At 74.8% G+C, this 16,073-nt stretch carries 7 protein-coding genes; 5 read left to right on the plus strand and 2 right to left on the minus strand.

Going from position 1 to position 16,073, the window contains the following annotated elements:
* The first annotated feature begins 13 nt into the window (after positions 1-13).
* The 5 genes from AC5Y7V_RS24460 to AC5Y7V_RS24480 are packed head-to-tail and all read left to right on the plus strand — an operon-like array spanning position 14 to position 6,465.
* A complete protein-coding gene (locus tag AC5Y7V_RS24460; RefSeq protein WP_499882617.1) occupies positions 14-1,684 on the plus strand; it encodes a DEAD/DEAH box helicase in 1,671 nt (556 codons plus the stop codon).
* On the plus strand, positions 1,681-2,823 hold the full coding sequence (locus AC5Y7V_RS24465) for an acyltransferase family protein (protein ID WP_499882618.1): 1,143 nt from the start codon (positions 1,681-1,683) through the stop codon (positions 2,821-2,823). Before AC5Y7V_RS24460 ends, AC5Y7V_RS24465 begins: the two co-directional genes overlap by 4 nt.
* Before the next feature lie 39 nt (positions 2,824-2,862).
* On the plus strand, positions 2,863-4,404 hold the full coding sequence (locus AC5Y7V_RS24470; RefSeq protein ID WP_499882644.1) for a DHA2 family efflux MFS transporter permease subunit: 1,542 nt from the start codon (positions 2,863-2,865) through the stop codon (positions 4,402-4,404).
* Positions 4,405-4,415: 11 nt separating this feature from the next.
* Complete coding sequence (locus AC5Y7V_RS24475; RefSeq protein ID WP_499882619.1) at positions 4,416-5,222, plus strand: GNAT family N-acetyltransferase; 807 nt, start codon at positions 4,416-4,418, stop codon at positions 5,220-5,222.
* Positions 5,209-6,465, plus strand: a complete 1,257-nt coding sequence (locus tag AC5Y7V_RS24480; RefSeq protein WP_499882620.1) for a lysine N(6)-hydroxylase/L-ornithine N(5)-oxygenase family protein — start codon at positions 5,209-5,211, stop codon at positions 6,463-6,465. Before AC5Y7V_RS24475 ends, AC5Y7V_RS24480 begins: the two co-directional genes overlap by 14 nt.
* Positions 6,466-6,562: 97 nt before the next feature.
* Here AC5Y7V_RS24480 and AC5Y7V_RS24485 read toward each other — a convergent pair whose 3' ends face one another.
* Both AC5Y7V_RS24485 and AC5Y7V_RS24490 read right to left on the minus strand, forming a co-directional pair.
* On the minus strand, positions 6,563-9,541 hold the full coding sequence (locus AC5Y7V_RS24485) for a PE family protein (RefSeq protein ID WP_499882645.1): 2,979 nt from the start codon (positions 9,539-9,541) through the stop codon (positions 6,563-6,565).
* A gap of 217 nt (positions 9,542-9,758) precedes the next feature.
* Positions 9,759-16,019 (minus strand): PE domain-containing protein, encoded by a 6,261-nt coding sequence (locus AC5Y7V_RS24490; RefSeq protein ID WP_499882621.1) that lies wholly within the window; start codon positions 16,017-16,019, stop codon positions 9,759-9,761.
* Between the last annotated feature and the right edge of the window lie 54 nt (positions 16,020-16,073).

The raw sequence follows: 16,073 nt of genomic DNA on the forward strand, positions 1-16,073 counted from the left end.
ACTCCAGGTCCTGATGACCCTCCCCGACAGCCCGCCCGAGGCTGCCTCTCCTACATTCGCCGACCTGCAGATTCACCCTGCGGTCCTGAAGGCGACCGCCGACGTCGGCTACGAGTCGCCGACGGCCATCCAGGCGGCGACGATCCCGCCGCTGCTGGCCGGCTCGGACGTCGTCGGGCTGGCGCAGACCGGCACCGGCAAGACGGCGGCGTTCGCGATCCCGATCCTGTCCAAGATCGACGCCAAGAGCACCGCGACGCAGGCGCTGGTGCTCGCGCCCACTCGTGAGCTGGCGCTGCAGGTGGCCGAGGCGTTCAGCCGCTACGGCACCCACCTGCCCAAGATCCACGTGCTGCCGATCTACGGCGGCTCGTCCTACGGCGTGCAGCTGGCCGGGCTGCGACGCGGCGCTCAGGTGGTGGTCGGCACGCCCGGCCGGGTGATCGACCACCTGGAACGCGGCACGCTGGACCTGTCCCACCTCGACTACCTCGTGCTCGACGAGGCCGACGAGATGCTCACCATGGGCTTCGCCGAGGACGTCGAACGCATCCTGTCCGAAACGCCCGAATACAAACAGGTCGCGCTGTTCTCGGCGACCATGCCGCCCGCGATCCGCAAGCTCACCAAGAAGTACCTGCACGATCCGGTGGAAATCACCGCGAAGGCGAAAACCGCTACCGCCGAGAACATTTCGCAGCGCTACATCCAGGTGGCGGGCCCCCGCAAGATGGACGCGCTGACCCGCCTGCTCGAAGTGGAGCCGTTCGAGGCGATGATCGTGTTCGTGCGCACCAAGCAGGCCACCGAGGAGGTCGCCGAAAAGCTGCGGGCCCGAGGGTTTTCCGCCGCGGCCATCAACGGCGACATCCCGCAGGCGCAGCGGGAGCGGACCATCGCCGCGCTGAAGAACGGCAGCATCGACATCCTGGTCGCCACCGACGTCGCGGCCAGAGGCCTTGATGTGGAACGCATCTCGCACGTGCTGAACTACGACATCCCGCACGACACCGAGTCCTACGTGCACCGCATCGGGCGCACTGGCCGGGCCGGGCGCAGCGGCACCGCGGTGTTGTTCGTCTCCCCGCGCGAGCGTCACCTGCTCAAGGCGATCGAAAAGGCCACCCGCCAAACGCTCACCGAGGCCGAGCTCCCGACCGTCGAGGACGTCAACGCCCAGCGCGTGGCGAAGTTCGCCGACTCCATCACCGACGCGCTCGCCGCACCGGGAATCGACCTGTTCCGCAAGCTGATTCAGGACTACGAGCGCGAGCACGACGTCCCGATGGCCGACATCGCCGCGGCGCTGGCCGTGCAGTCCCGCGACGGCGAGGCGTTCCTGATGGCGCCCGAACCGCCGCCGGAACGGCGCGAGCGCCGGGAACGTCCTGAACAATCACACGAAAGACCCAGGCAGTCAAGGAACTTCGCCACCTACCGGATCTCGGTGGGCAAGCGGCACAAGATCGGGCCGGGCGCGATCGTCGGCGCCATCGCCAACGAGGGCGGCCTGCACCGCAGCGACTTCGGCCACATCGCCATCGGGCCGGATTTCTCGCTGGTGGAACTGCCGGCCAAGCTGCCCAGGGCAACGCTGAAAAAGCTTGAGCAGACCCGCATCTCGGGCGTGCTGATCGACCTGCGGCCGGACCGGTCACCCGGCAAGAGCAAACCGCGCCGATGACCCTGTCGGAGGAACGCGACGCCCAGGGCGGGCTCGAGCAGGTCTCGCACGTTGACCGCGTCGCATCGCTGACCGGCATCCGCGCCGTCGCCGCGCTCACCGTCGTCGGCACCCACGCCGCCTACACCACCGGCAAGTACACCCACGGCTACTGGGGTCTGGTCGGCTCCCGGCTGGAGATCGGCGTCCCGATCTTCTTCGTGCTGTCGGGCTTCCTGCTGTTCCGCCCGTGGGTGAAGTCGGCCGCCACCGGCGGGCCGGCGCCGTCGCTGAGTCGCTATGCGCGGCACCGGGTTCGGCGCATCATGCCGGCCTACCTCATCACCGTGCTGTTCGCTTACGTGCTCTACCACTTCCGCGAGGCCGGCCCGAACCCCGGGCACACCTGGCTGGGCCTGGTGCGCAACCTGACGCTGACCCAGATCTACTGCAACGGCTATCTGGGCAAGTACCTGCACCAGGGCCTGACGCAGATGTGGAGCCTGGCGGTGGAGGCGTCGTTCTACGTCGTGCTGCCGCTGCTCGCCTACCTGCTGCTGGTGCTGGTCACCCGGCGCCAGTGGCGGCCGAAGCTGGTGCTCGCCGCCCTGGCGGCGATGGCGCTGATCAGCCCGGGATGGTTGATCCTGGTGCACACCGACCACTGGTTCCCCGACGGCGCCCGGCTCTGGCTGCCGACCTACCTGGCCTGGTTCCTGGCCGGCATGGCGCTGGCCGTGCTGCAGGCGATGAGGGTGCAGTGCTACGCGTTCGTGGCCATCCCGCTGGCGGTCATTTGTTATTTCATCGCCTCCACGCCGATCGCCGGCGCGCCCACGACGTCGCCGGCGACGCTGAGCCAGGCCATCTGCAAGACCGTCTTCTACGCCGTCATCGCCGCGCTCGCGGTGGCGCCGCTGGCGTTGGGCAATCAGGGCGCGTATGCGCGGCTGCTGGCCAGCCGGCCGATGGTGTGGCTGGGTGAGATCTCCTACGAGATCTTCCTGATCCACCTCATCACCATGGAATTCGCGATGGTCTACATCGTCCGCGCGCACGTCTACACCGGCTCGATGGGCTACCTGTTCGTCGCGACGCTGGCGGTGACGATCCCGCTCGCCTGGCTGTTGCACCGCTTCACCCGGGTCAAGGACGGCTAGGTGCCCGACGACGAAGGCGGGACGGCTCTCCACCCCCGCCTGACGCTGCTCGCGGTGTGCCTCGCGGTGTTCATGCTGCTGCTCGACATGACCATCGTCTCGGCCGCGCTGGCCAACATCCAGGCCTCCCTGGACGCCGACCTCAGCGGCCTGCAGTGGGTGGTCGACGCGTACGCGCTGCCGATGGCCGGGCTGCTGCTCACCGCCGCCACGCTGGGTGACCGGCTCGGGCGGCGACGGCTATACCTGGCCGGGATGGTCGTGTTCACGCTGGCCTCGGCCGGCTGCGCGCTGGCGCGCAGCATCGAGGCGCTCAACCTGTGCCGGGCGCTGCAGGGCACCGGCGGGGCGGTGCTGCTGGGCGTCTCGCTGCCGATGGTGGCCGCGGCCTTTCCCGAACAGCGGGGCCGGGGCATCGCGATCGCGATCTACGGCGCCGTGATGGGCGCCGGCGCCGCGGTCGGGCCGCTGCTGGGCGGGGCGCTGGTCGGGGCGTTCGGCTGGGAGTCGATCTTTTTGATCAACGTGCCGGTCGGCGTGCTCGCGTTGGCCATCGCCGCGCGGTTCGTCCCGGAAACCCTTGGCGCGCAATACCGTCCAGTCGACCTGCTCGGCACGGCCGTGTTGTCGGCCGCGCTGTTCGCCGGCGTATACGTGCTGATCGAGGGCAACCACCGCGGCTGGACCAGCGGGGCGATCCTGGCCCTGGGCGCGTTCTCCGTGTCGGGCCTGGCGGTGTTCGTGTGGTGGGAATCGCGCTGCGGCGCGCCGATGCTCGACCTGACGGTGGTGCGCCGCCCGGGTTTTGCCGGGGTGTCCCTGGCGGCGTTCGCGGCGGCCGGGACGCTGATCGCCTCGACCAATTACCTGGCGCTGTATTTCATGAACACGCTGGGATACAGCCCATTTCAGTCCGGCCTGCGGGCCCTGCCGCTGACCATCGCCTGCGTGCTGGGCGCCCCACTGGCCATGATCGGCGCGCGGTATTTTCCGGCGTGGACGTCGATCCCGGGCGGGGTGGCGCTGATCGCGGCGGGGCTGTGGCTGATGACCGGGGTCGGCCCCGACACCCAATGGACGCATTTCATCGCCGGTTCCGTCGTGGCCGGGCTCGGCCTCGGCGGCCTGTTCGCGTTGACGTCGGACATCGCACTGCAATTCGTGCCGGTCGCCGACGCCGGGATGGCGACCGGTGCGGTGAGCACGGTTCGCCAGGTCGGCATCCTGGCCGGCGTGGCCGGCCTGGGCGCCCTGTTCGGTCGGCGCGGGTCCGCCAGCGCCACGAGCGAACTGGCCCAGCTCGGCCTCGCCGGCCCCGGCCCCGCGCAGCGCCTCGTCGACCGGTTGTCGGCCGGCGCAGGCCTTCGGGCGCTCGATTTCCTGCCCGCCGAATACCGTGCCGCGCTGCCCGCGATCGCGCGCGCGGCCCGTCAGGCCAGCGCCGCCGGAATGCAGGTCGCTCTGGTGGCCGCGGCCATTGCGGCGACCGCCGCGGCGGTCGTCAGCGCGATCTTGATCGGGGTCGGCGCGCGCCGCCACGATGAGCCCGAAATGCCGTTTGCTGAAGGCATGTCCGTGTAACGTTCCGATCCATGTTGGGCGATGCGACCATCATCCCGGCGACGGACAACAACCGTTACAGCGTCATCATCTCCAGCGACCCGGCAAACATCGAAGCCGCGCAGCGGTTGCGTTACCAGACGTTTGCCGAGGAAATGGGCGCGGCGCTGCCGCAGGCGATCCGCGGGCCCCTGACCGGAGAGATGATCGACGTCGATCAGTTCGATCCGTACAGCGACCACCTGCTGGCCCGGGACGAGACGAGCGGACAGATCGTCGGGTGCTACCGGCTGCTGCCGCCCGACGGGGCCAAAGCCGCCGGCGGCCTCTTCGCGGACACCACGTTCGACATCGGTGGCCTCAACGAGTTGCGCTCCGGGCTCGTCGAACTCGGCCGGGTGAGCGTGCATCCCGACCACCGCAGCGGTGCGGTGATGGGGTTGTTGTGGGCGGGAATCCTCCGATACCAGGAAATCAGCGGCTACCAGTGGGGGATCGGGTCGCTGTCGGTCCGGATGGACGATGGCGGGCCGCGCGGCGCCCTGGCGCGGGGTGTGCGCGACGTGGCGTTGGGCAGGCATCCCGCCCCCGAGCGATACCGGGTTATTCCGCGAAACCCCGTCACGGTCAACGGGTTGAGCCTCTCCGAGCTGCCCGACCCGGGGCCGGTGCGCATCCCGCCGATGGTGCAGGGGTCGCTGCGGATCGGCGGGATGATCTGCGGGGAGCCCTCCTACGACCCGGACTTCGACATGGCCGACTTCATTGTGCTGATCGACAGGGCCACGGTGCGGGAACGCTATCTGGAACGGTTGGCGCGGTCCTATGCCCATACCTGAGCAGACCGGCCTGCTGGGCGTCGGCTTCGGGCCGTCGAATCTAGCGTTGGCGATCGCGTTGGACGAGCGGCGCATGGCCGCCGTGTTCGTCGAGGAGCAGGCCGAGTTCGGTTGGCACCTCGGGATGCTGCTGCCGAACGCCCGCATGCAGATCCCGTTCCTCAAAGACCTCGTCACTTTGCGAAACATCAAGAGCGACTTCACGTTCCTGAACTACCTGAGCGAGCGTGGCCGACTGGTTGAATTCATCGGCCTGCACACGTTATTCCCCACCCGAATGGAGTTTCACGACTATCTCGAGTGGGCCGCGGCACGCGTCGCCGCCGACGTCCGCTACGGGCACCGCGTCGTCGAAATCGGCTCGGGTGATCCGGGTTTCGTGGTGCACACCGAACCCGACCGCGTCATCCATGCGGCGACCCTGGTCCTCGCGACCGGGCTGCACCCCGTGTTGCCGGCGGGCGTCGTCGAGACGTCCCGGCAGTGGCACAGCCACCGGCTGCTCGACAACCTGGCCGCGCTGAACCTTGACGGCGCAGGACGATTCGCCGTGGTCGGCGCGGGCCAGAGCGCGGCCGAGGTGGTCGCCCATTTGCACGCGACCTACCCGCAGGCCGAGGTGCACGCGGTCTTCGCCCGGTACGGATACAGCAGCGCGGACGACACCCCGTACGCGAACCGCATTTTCGACCCGTCGGCGGTGGACGAGTTCTACTGCGCCGACGCGCACGTGCGCGAACGGCTGCTCGATTACCATCGCGCGACCAACTATTCGGTGGTCGATCCGGAGTTGATCGACGACCTCTATTCCCGCGAGTACGCCGAACTGGTGGCGGGCGATCGCCGGCTCTTCATGCACAACGCCTCGGAAGTCGTTGCCGCGCGGGAGTATCCGGACAAGGTGCGCCTGACGGTGTGCCACCTGATCGATCGCTCGCGCGCGACGCTGGACTGCGACGCGGTGATTTACGCGACGGGCTACGAACCGCTGGACGTCCAAGGCTTCCTCGGTGACCTGGCCGCCCGGTACGAATTCGACTCAGACGGGCGCCCGGCCGTCACCCGCGACTATCGACTGGTGGCCAAAGCCGGTGCCCCGGGGGACATCTACCTCAACGGCGCGGTCGAGCACACCCACGGCCTGTCGTCGTCGTTGCTGTCCAACGTGGCGGTACGCGCCGGGGAAATCGTCACCGCGTTCGCGGCGCGCGAGCAGCGCAGGCCTCACGCCGCGTCGGCGTAGCACGCCGGCGATTCGCCGTCGTCACTTCCGCCCCATTCGTATCTGTCGCTGTGAGGCGGGCACTACGCGTCTTGGTCATGTGACGACGGGGATGCCGCTACGGGTAGTTGTTGCCGGGCGAGCCGTCGCCGCCGGCCGTGTCGCCGGTACCGGGCTGGCCGCCGGTGCCGTTGTCGGCGAGGCCGCCGGTGCCGTCGCCACCGGCGCCGCCGGCGCCACCGTGGCCGGTCCCGGTGAGACTGCCGGCGCCACCGGCCCCGCCGTGGCCGCCCGTACCGGAAATGTTGCCGCTGCTGGTGCCGATGCCGCCGTGGGCGCCGGCGCCACCGTAGGCCCCGGCCATGGAACCACCGGCGCCGCCGGCCCCGCCGTAGCCGCCGGTGGCGTTGGCGGCGACGGTGCCGGAGAACCCGACGACGTGGCCGAACCCGCCGACCCCGCCAATTCCGCCACCCGCGCCGTACACGGTGCCGGCGCCGCCGGCCCCGCCCGCCCCGCCGGTGGCGGTGCCGGTGACGTCGGCGGTGCCGAGGGCCTGCACCCAGCCGTTACCGCCCTTGCCGCCGTTGGCGCCGTAAGCGCCGGTGCCGCTGTGGCCGCCAGCGCCGCCGTAAGCAAAGCCGCTCGCGGTGGGGTTGTCTGCGGGGGTGGTGGGGTCCTCACCGACGATCAGGGCCCCGCCACCCTTCCCGCCGGTGTGGCCGGCATATCCGGCCCCACCACTGCCGGCGGTGGCGGTCCCCGAGGCGTGCCCGGTGGTGGAGCCCAGGTTGCCGAAGCCGCCGTCGACGACGCCCCCGCCGCCCGCGCCGCCGATGCCGCCGCCGAACGCGGCGCCGCCGGCGCCGCCGGTGGCCGTGCCGTCGGCGGTGCTGTTCGGACCCGCGGCCTCGACGACGCCGTAGCCGCCATGGCCGCCGCTGCTGCCGGCGCCGGTGGCGTCGCCGCCGACCCCGCCGATACCGGCGCCGCCCGCGGCGCTGCCGGTGGTGTCGCCCGCCACGGTGCCGTAGCCGCCCTGCATGTAGCCGACGCCGCCGGCCCCGCCGTGGCCGCCGTCGGTGCCGTTCCCGCCGTGGCCGCCGGTGGCGATCCCGGTGGCGGTGGCGCTGTCGGCGTTGCCGGTGCCGTAGCCCCAGACCGTGGCGCCTCCGCCGGCGCCGCCGATACCGCCGGCGCCCGTACCGGCCCCGCCGGCGCCACCCGTGGCGGTGGCGGCGGTGACCGCACCGCCGTCGGTTGCCTTGACGGTGGCGTAGTTTCCGGCGCCGCCGACGCCACCGCCGCTGCCGGCCCCACCGGCCCCGCCGGTCGCGGTGCCGCCGGTGACGGTGCCGCCGCTGTCGGCGTCAACCATGGCCGCTCCGCCCGCACCGCCGATGCCGCCGCTAGCGCCCGCACCGCCGGCGCCGCCGGTCGCGGCGCTGCCGGTGATGGAACCGTTGGCCCCGGACGAGACGGTGGCCGAGCCCCCGTTGCCGCCGATGCCGCCGCTGATGCCGCCGGCGCCGCCGTGCCCGCCGACGGCGGTGCCGCCGGCCGAGCTGGGCGAGTCCACCGGGTTCCCGCCGACGAGGTGTTGGCCGTTGGCGATGAGCGACGCGTCGCCGCCGGCGCCCCCGGCTCCGCCCTCGGCGCTGGTGGTGCCGGCGCCGCCGATCCCGCCGCCACCGCCGGTGGCGGTCCCGCTGATCGTGCCGCCGTTGCTGGCCTGGACGGTGGAGCCGCCGCCACCACCGCCGCCGCCACCGCCGAAGCCTGCCACGGCACCGGCGGCTGCGGCGCCCGCGCCGCCGGCCCCGCCGGCGCCGGCAATGGCGCCGGTACCGATGGCGCCGCCGGCGCCGCCCCTACCGCCGTCGCCGCCGAAGCCGGCGGTAGCACTGGCGCCGCCGGCCAGCCCGCCCCTGCCGCCGGTGCCGCCCTGGCCGCCCGCCGCGCCGGCGGCGCCCAGGCCGCCCTGCCCGCCGGTGCCGCCGGTACCGCCGTTACCGGCGTCGCCCGCGGCGCCGCCGGTCCCGAACATTCCGCCCGAGCCGCCCGCGGCGCCCAGCCCGCCGGTGCCGCCGCCGCCGCCGTGACCGCCGGCGCCGGCCGCCGTGAGGGTCGTGCCCGGGGCGCCTTGCGCGCCCACCCCGCCGGTGCCGCCGGCCCCGCCGGCGCCGCCGGCCCCGCCGGTGCCGAACATCCCGCCGGCGCTGCCCCCGACGCCCCCGTGGCCGCCCTGACCGCCCTGGCCGCCGGCCGCGCCGGGCGTGGCCAGCGGGTCGGTCGCCGCGTCGTAGCCGTGGCCGCCCTGCCCGCCGGCGCCGCCGGCACCCGCGGTGCCCCCGAGCATTTGATGGCCGGCGCCGCCGGCCCCGCCCTGACCGCCCATGCCGGCGGCCGCGTTGGCGGTGGCCGCGGCGCCGAGCCCGCCGGCGCCGCCCGATCCGCCGCCGCCGTAGACCCACCCGCCGGCGCCCCCGGCGCCGCCGGTGCCGCCGGTCGCGCCGCTGCCGGCGAAGGCCGTCCCGCCCGTCCCGCCGTTGCCGCCGTGACCGAACATGAAGGCCGACCCGCCGGCGCCGCCCGCGCCGCCGGCGGGATTGGCCGCGGTACCCGGCGCGCCGGACCCGCCGTCGCCGCCGTTGCCGTATAACCACCCGCCGGGACCGCCGGCCTGGCCGGTCCCCGCCGCGCCATTGGTGCCGGGGCCGAACAGCGGGCGCCCGGTGAACTGCTGCACGGTCCCGTTGATCGCACTTTCGGCGCTCTGCGCAGCCGACTCGACCGCCTGCAACGGGGTGGCGTTGGCGGCCTCGGCGGCCGCGTACGCCAGCCCGCCCGAGCTCAGCGCCTGCACGAACTGCTGGTGAAACATCGCGGCCTGCGCGCTGAGCGCCTGGTACTGCTGCCCATAGCTGCCGAACAGTTCCGAGAGCGCCGCCGACACCTCGTCCTGGGCCGCGAGCACCAGCGCCGTCGTCGACGGCGCCGCGGCCGCGTTCGCTGCCCTCAGCGTCGACTGGATCCCGCTCAGCTGCTCCGACGCGGACGCCAGCACATCCGGCGACGCGACCACGAACGACGACATATCGGCTCCGATCACCTAGGGCAGAGAAAACCCGAAGAGTTCCTCGACACGTGACCAATAGTAACTAAATCCGAATCTTTACAAACTAAAAGTCCGGAATAGTGACCAAAGACTCTATGGTCGGTTTCTAAAGTCACGCTGCTGTCGCGCGCAAACGTCAACCGCGGCCGGGTCAATCGACCGGGTCGCGGTTGACGTGTTCGTCAGCGGTGGGCTGTCACGGGAAGTTGGCGCCGGGCGAGCCGTCGTTGCCGGTTGTGTCGCCGGTACCGGGCTGGCCGCCGGTGCCGTTGTCGGCGAGGCCGCCGGTGCCGTCGCCACCGGCGCCGCCGGCGCCGCCGTGGCCGATGCCGGTGAGGCTGCCGGCGCCGCCGGCGCCGCCGTGGCCGCCGATGCCGTCAGCGTCACCGCTGCTGTTACCGAAGCCTCCGTTGCCACCGGCGCCGCCGTAGGCGCCGCTGACGGCGCCACCGGCCCCGCCGCTTCCGCCGTAGCCACCGGTGCCGCTGGCGTTGACGACGCCCGACGACGGGGAGACCCGGCCGTACCCGCCGGCCCCGCCGGCACCGCCGGGAGCACCGGCAACCGTGCCGTCGCCGCCGGCCCCGCCGGCGCCGCCGATGGCGCCGGTGCCGAAGCTGGACACACGGGCGTCGCCGGTGGCCAGCAGCTCGGCCCTACCGGCGGTACCGGAGGTGCTGTTGATGGCGTTGCTACCGCCGTCGCCGCCGTACGCCCCGTGGCCGCTATGGCCGCCGTCGCCGCCGGTGGCGATGCCGCTGGCGTTGACCCCGGCGTAGTTGGCGCTGTGGGCGATGATGGAGGCCCCGCCGCCGGCACCGCCTAGATGGCCGTCGTAGCCGGCGCCGCCGGCCCCACCGGTGGCGGACCCCAACACGGTGCCGTAGCCTCCGTCGCCGGCCTCCATCTCGGCCCACCCGCCGGCACCGCCGGCGCCGCCGCTGCTGCCGTTGCCGCCGGCGCCGCCGGTGGCGGTGCCGTGAGTGACGATGCCAAAGCCGCTGGCGGAGGCGAGGGCGTTTCCTCCGGCGCCGCCGATACCGCCCTGGCTGCCGTTGCCGCCGGCGCCGCCGATCATCGCGCTGTCGAATTGGACGGAGCCGTCTGGGCCGTCGGCGGATGCGAGGGCGTGACCTCCGGCGCCGCCCTGGCTACCGGCGCCGGAGCCGTAGCCCCCGGCGCCGCCGGTGGCTGAGCTGATGTCGATGGTGCCACCGTTCGTTGCGGTGACGCTGGCGTAGTTTCCGGCGCCGCCGATGCCGCCGCTGCTGCCGGCCCCGCCGGCGCCTGCGGTGGCCGTGCCGCTGGTGACGGAGCTGCCTGCGCCGTCGGCGGAGACGATGGCGTGGCCTCCGGCGCCGCCCTGGCTGCCGCCGCCGGAGCCGTAACCGCCGCCGCCGCCCGTGGCGGTACCAGCGGTGACGGCACCGCCGTCGGTCGCGGACACATTGGCGTCGCCACCGGCGCCGCCGATGCCGCCGTCGATGCCGTTACCGCCCGCGCCGGCGGTGCCGGTGCCGCCGGCGATCGAGCTGCCCGCGTCGACAGTTTCGACGATGCCGTGGCCACCGTGGCCGCCGGCGCCGCCGCCGGTGGCGTAGCCGCCCGCGCCGCCGGTGGCGGAGCCACCGCTAATGGAGGAGCCGCCGAACGCCTCGACGGTGGCGTAGCTTCCGTAGCCGCCGACGCTGCCGGCGCCGGTGCCGCTGCCGCCGGCGCCGCCGATCGCGTGACCGGTAGTGATGGTGCTCGATGCGCCGTTGGCGTTGACGGTGGAGCTGCCCCCGAGGCCGCCGGCGCCTCCGCTGTTGCCGGCCCCGCCGACGCCGCCGGTGGCGTAGCCGCCGGTTACGGTCGCGCCGCCGGCCGTCTCGACGGTGGCGGAGCCTCCGCCGCTGCCCGCGCTGCCGGCGTCGATGCCGTCGCCGCCGGCACCGCCGACGACCGTGCCCGTCGCGACGGAGCTGCCGGTGCCGGAGACGGTCACCGTGGCGCCTCCGCCGGCCCCGCCGACTCCACCGGTGTGGCCGGCTCCGCCGGCGCCGCTGGTCACGGTGACGTCGGTGACGCTGCCGTCCAAGGCCTGGATGAAGGCCTGGCCGCCGGCCCCGCCGGTGCCGCCGCCGACGCCGGCGCCGCCGGCCCCGCCGACGGTCGTGCTGCCATTGACGTAGGCACCGAACTGAGCCTGGACGATGGCGTTGCCGCCGACACCGCCGGTGCCACCGGCGGTGTCGGTCCCGCCGGCCCCGCCCGTGACGGTGCCGTCGGTGATGTTGGCGCCGCCGTTGAAGTCTTCGGCTATGCCGAAGCCCCCGGCGCCACCGTGGCTGCCGAGGCCGCTGCCGGCGCCGCCGGCGCCGCCCGTGGCGGTGAAGTTACTGGCGGAGCTGTCATTGCCGGCCTGAACGAAGCCCGCCCTGCCGGCACCGCCGTAGCCGCCGGCGGTGCCCGCGCCGCCGATGCCGCCGGTGCTGGAGCTCGCGGTGACGGTGCCGTGGTTGACGGCCGCGAGGGCGCCGTAGCCACCGGCGCCACCCACGCCGCCGTCGCTGCCGGCCCCGCCGGCGGCGCCGACAGCCGTGCCGTCCACGGCGGAGGAGCCGATGGACAAAATAAGCGCCTTTGCACCGGCCCCACCCGTGCCGCCAGTGGTGCCCGCGCCGCCGGCCCCGGCGGTGGCGTAGCCGTCGGTGACGGTGCTGCCGGTGGTTGCCGACGCCTTGGCGTAGCCCCCTTCGCCGCCCGTTCCGCCGCTGCCGTGGCCGCCGGCCCCGCCGGTTCCGGTGCCGGTAGTGATCGAGCTGCCCGCGCCGTCGGCGGTGACGAGGCCGTGGCCTCCGGCGCCGCCCTGGCCGCCGGCGCCGGTGCCGTAGCCGCCGGCGCCGCCGATGGCCGAGCCGGTCGTGACGGTGGCGCCGTTGGTTGCGGTGACGGTGCCGTAGCTTCCAGCACCGCCGGTGCCGCCGGCGCTCCCGGCCCCGCCGGCGCCGCCGGTGGCGGTGCCGCCCGTGATGCTGCCCCCGTCAACGCTGGCGAGGGGCTGACCGGCGTCGAGATTGGCGCCGCCTCCGGCGCCGCCGATGCCGCCGCCGCTGCCGGCCCCGCCGACCCCGCCGACCGCGCTGCTGTCGGTGACTGCGGCATTCGCACCGAGGGTGCCGCTGAAGGCTTGCACTTCGGCGCGGCCTCCGGCGCCGCCGATGCCGCCGCCGCTGCCGGCCCCGCCGGTACCGCCGGTGGCGTCGCCGTTGTTCACGCTGCCGTAGTTGATGGCTCGCACGCGGGCGTAGCCCCCGTCGCCGCCGTGGCTGCCGGCACCGGTGCCGTAACCGCCGCCGCCGCCTTTGGCGGTGGAGTCGCCGGCGGAGCTCGCCACGCCGTAGCCATAAACCCTGGCCCCTCCGCCGCCACCGCCCGCACCGCCATTGGCAGCCGCGCCGCCGGCGCCGCCGGTGGCGGACACGTCGGTCATGGTGCCCTGGTTGCCGCCGACCTGGCCGGCGCCGCCGGCGCCGCCCTGGCTGCCGGCGCCGCTACCGTCGCCCCCGGCGCCCCCGGTGGCGGTGCCGGAGGCGGTCCCGTATTGGAAATGGCCAAGCGAGGCAAACCCACCGGTACCACCCGAGCCGCCGGCGGTGCCGTTCCCACCGGCGCCGCCGGTGGCGGTGCCGTCAAGGACGGTTGCGTTGCCGCCGTAAGGCCCGACACTGCCAAAGGATTGGATGATGGCGGCGCCTCCGGCGCCGCCTTGGCTGCCGGCGCCGCTGCCGTAGCCGCCGGCGCCGCCGGTGACCGTGCCGGAAGTGGAGTCGGTGGCGGCGCCGCCAGAGCTGGCGGAAACCTGGGCGACACCGCCGGCGCCGCCGCCGCCGTTTGTGCCGGCACCGCCGCCGCCGCCAGTGGCGTGGCCGTCGGTGACGGAGGTGCCCGCGCCCGACGCGCGGATGCTGCCGAGGCCGCCGTCGCCGCCCTGGCCCGCGGCGCCGCTGCCGGCGCCCCCGTCGCCTCCGGTCGCGGTGGATCCGCCGATGGAGCTGGTATTGAAGGCGTCGATTTCGGCGTGCCCGCCGGCGCCACCGATACCGCTGTTGGTTCCGGCCGCGCCGACGCCGCCGATTGCCGTGCCGTCGGTGATGGTGCTGCCGCTGTTGGCCGCGACGGTGGCGTAGCCTCCGGCTCCGCCGAGCCCGCCGGTGGTGCTGCCGCGCCCGCCTTCCCCGCCGGTGGCGATGCTGCCGGTGACCGAGCTGACCACGTTGGAGGCGTTTGCGCCGTTGGCGGAGATCGTGGCCTGGCCCCCGTAGCCGCCGACCCCACCCGGGCCGCCGTCGCCGCCGACACCGCCGGTGGCCGTGCTGCCGGTGACGGCGCCGCCGTAGGAGCCGCTCGTGGCGTAGCCCCTGACCTGGGCCGCGCCGCCGTCACCGCCGAACCCGCCCCCGTCGCCGGCGCCGGCCGCGCCGCCGACGGCGGTGCTGTTGGTGACGGTGCCGCCGACGCCGCTGCCGCCCGTCCTGGCGGCATCGACGTCGGCGTAGCCCCCGATGCCGCCGTGGCCGCCCGCGGTGCCGGCCCCGCCGAGCCCGCCGGTGGCGCTGGCGTGGGTGACGGTGCCGCTGCTGTTGGCATAGACCTGCGCGTCTCCGCCGGCGCCGCCGATGCCGTTGTTGGTGCCGGCTCCGCCGACCCCGCCGGTCGCGGTGCTGTCCGTGACATGAGCGCCGTAGTTGTCGGATTCGACGAGGGCCGAGCCCCCGTCGCCGCCGTGGCCGCCGGTGGAGCCGGCCCCGGCGTCGCCGCCGATGGCGGTGCCGCCGGTCTCGGTGCTGTATGCCCTGGATTCGACGGTGGCAGAGCCTCCCTGGCCGCCGGTGGCGCCGTTGGTGCCGCCGGTCCCGCCGTGCCCGCCGATGGCGGTCCCGGTGGCGGAGCTGGGCGAGTCCACCGGGGTTCCGCCGACGATCCGTTGGCCGTCGGCGATGACCGACGCGCCGCCGCCGGTGCCGCCGGCCCCGCCCTCACCGGTGGTGGTGCCGGCGCCGCCGGCGCCGCCCGCACCGCCGGTGGCGGTTCCGCTGGCGGTGCCGCCGTGGATCCCTTGAACGGTGCCGCCACCGCCACCACCGCCGCCGCCTCCTCCGTAGCCGGCCACCGCGCCGGTGGCTGCTGCGCCCGCGCCGCCGGTCGCGCCCGCGCCGGCGGTGGCGCCGATACCGAGATAGCCGCCGGCGCCGCCCTTGCCGCCGTGCCCGCCGTCGCCGGCCGTACCGCCCGCGCCACCGGCCAGGCCGCCCTTGCCGCCGGTACCGCCCGTGCCGCCCGCCGCGCCGGCGGCACCGAGGCCGCCCTGCCCGCCGGTCCCACCGCCGCCGCCGTTACCGCCGTCGCCGGTGGCGCCAGTGGTCCCGAAGATTCCGCCGGAGCCGCCGGCCCCGGCCAGGCCGCCGGTGCCGCCGATGCCGCCGTGACCGCCCGTGCCGGCCGCACTCAAGGCCGTGCCCTGGGCGCCCTGCGCGCCCCCGCCGCCGAGGCCGCCCGCCCCGCCGATGCCGCCGACTCCACCCGTGCCGCCGATCCCCGCCGCGCCGCCGCCGATGCCGCCCTGGCCACCCTGGCCGCCCTGACCGCCGGCGATGCCGGGCGCGGCCAGCGCGTCGGTGCCCGCGTCATAGCCGGCGCCGCCCTGCCCGCCGGCCCCACCGGCGCCGGCGGCGCCGCCCAGCAGCTGGTGGCTGGCGCCGCCCGCCCCGCCCTGACCGCCCATGCCGGCGGCCGCGGCGGACGTGCCCGCCGCGCCCAGCCCGCCGGCGCCGCCCGACCCGCCGCCGCCGGACACGAACCCGCCGGCACCCCCGGCGCCGCCGCTGCCGCCGGTCGCGCCGCTGCCGGCGAAGGATGTCCCGCCCGCCCCGCCGTTGCCGCCGTGGCCGAATAGCACGGCCGAGCCGCCGGCCCCGCCCGCGCCGCCGGCGGGGTTGGCCGCGGTGCCGGGAGCGCCCGACCCGCCGTCGCCGCCGTTGCCCATCAACCAGCCGCCGGGGCCGCCCGGTTGCCCGGTCCCCGGCGCGCCGTTGGCGCCGTCGCCGATCAGCGGGCGCCCGGTGAACTGCTGCACGGGCCCGTTGACCGCGCCTTCCGCGGCCGCCGCGACCGCCTGCAGCGGCGAGGCGTTGGCGGCCTCGGTCGCGGCGTACGCGAACCCGCCCGAGCTCAATGCCTGCACGAACTGGTCGTGGAAGGTCGCCACCTGTGCGCTGAGCGCCTGATACTGCTGCCCGTAGCCGCCGAACAGCGCCGAGATCGCCGCCGACACCTCGTCCTGGGCCGCGACCGCCACCGACGTCGTCGAGCCGGCCGCCGCCGCGTTCGCGGCCTGCAGCGTCGACCCGATCCCGGTCAGCTCCCGCGATGCGGCGGCCAACACATCCGGCGAAGCGAAAACGAACGACGACATGGCGGCTCCCGTCACCTACGGCGCGTAGAAGGCCGATTGTCAGGCGGCGGGGCG

Source organism: Mycobacterium sp. NGS34 (genome assembly GCF_059812845.1).